The sequence below is a fragment of the Nocardia sp. NPDC051570 genome (genome assembly GCF_044454005.1).
In the GTDB taxonomy this organism is placed as follows: domain Bacteria; phylum Actinomycetota; class Actinomycetes; order Mycobacteriales; family Mycobacteriaceae; genus Nocardia.
Window position 1 is genome coordinate 1 of record NZ_JBITDI010000067.1, and the last position, 1,558, is coordinate 1,558.

The following is a 1,558-nucleotide window of genomic DNA, read 5'->3' on the forward strand; positions in this document are numbered from 1 at the left end:
CCCTGCGTGTCAGGCTGAGTTGAGTCCATTGGTTCAGAGCAAATCGGCCTGACGCGGGGCGAGATACGGATCGATATTTCATGACCAGCACGAGGGCCTCGAGGGTCAGCGACCAGAATGGGCGCATGGGTTCTGTGGGGCCGCGCGGTGACGAGCCGAAGCGGCGACGCGCATTCAGCGCTTCGGACAAGCTCGCGCATCTGGCTGCCTACGAGGAAGCAGTCGAGCGCGGTGAGGGCGGGGCGTATCTGCGGTCGCAGGGCCTGTATTCGTCGTTGATCAGCGAGTGGCGCAAGCAGCGCGACGCGGGGGTGCTCGCGGGCCGAAAGCCAGGTGAGAAGATCGGCAAATTGACTGCCGAGCAAGCCGAAATCGCCCGGCTCACAGCTGAATTGGCGCGTGCGAACAAGCGGCTGGCGACCACCGAAACCGCGCTGGACATTATGGGAAAAGCACACGCTCTCTTGGAATCTCTGTCCGAGAGAGCGGACACCGACGAGCCGCGCAAGAAGCGTTGACAGCCGCGTATGCGTCGTTGACCGGCGCCGGTGTCTCCACTCGGCACGCGGCCGCGCTGACCGGACTGGTGCGCTCCACCGCGATCCGCCGGGGCAATACCTGCGCAGTAGTCGGGGCGCGGTCGGCGGTCGATCCGGCCAACAAGTTGACCGTGCTGGAACGACGCCGAATCCTGGACACCCTCAACAGCTCTCGGTTCGTCGACCTGACCCCGTTGCAGGTCTATGCCCAGTTGCTCGACGAGGGCACCTACCTGTGTTCGGTGTCCACGATGTATCGGGTGCTGCGAGAGCACGCACAGGTCAAGGAGCGTCGCCGACTGGCGCGGCATCCGGCGAAGGCGTGTCCGGAACTTCTCGCCACCGCACCTCGGCAGGTGTATTCCTGGGACATCACCAAACTCGCCGGCCCGATCAAGGGCCAGTACTTCGACGCCTACGTAATGATCGACATCTACTCCCGCTACATCGTCGGCGTCCATGTCCACACCCACGAATCCGGGGTACTGGCAACAGAATTGATGACCGAGATCTTCGGCGTCCACGGCATCCCGCAGGTCGTGCACGCGGATCGGGGCACCTCGATGACCAGCAAAACTGTCGCCGCGCTGCTCGCCGATCTCGAGGTCACCCGCTCGCATTCCAGGCCGCGGGTGTCCAACGACAACCCCTATTCCGAAGCGCTGTTCAAGACCTTGAAATACGGGCCGGAGTTCCCCGAACGCTTCGGATCACTCACCCACGCAAGGAAATTCATGGACTCGTTCACTCAGTGGTACAACCACGAACATTGCCACACCGGCATCGGCCTGCACACCCCCGCCGACGTCCATTACGGCCTCGCCGCCGCCAAAGCCGCCGACCGTCGATCGGTCCTGGCCGCCGCCCGCGCCCGTCACCCGGACCGCTTCGCCACCACCACAACGACACCGAAGATCCTCGACCTGCCCGGCACCGTCTGGATCAACCCGCCGACCGAGGAGACCGACACAACGGCCGCATAACACACCCACTGGTCTCATTCAGCTTGAAAAATTCCG

Annotated in this window: 1 protein-coding gene; it reads left to right on the top strand. The window is 63.7% G+C overall.

Annotated elements, in window-relative coordinates; all coding sequences use genetic code 11:
* Window positions 1–125: 125 nt before the first annotated feature.
* A protein-coding gene (locus ACIA76_RS43735) for an IS3 family transposase (protein WP_397161498.1) occupies window positions 126–1,522 on the top strand; the annotation gives its coding sequence in 2 pieces (ribosomal slippage) (window positions 126–486 and window positions 486–1,522; 1,398 coding nt in all).
* Window positions 1,523–1,558 lie beyond the last annotated feature (36 nt).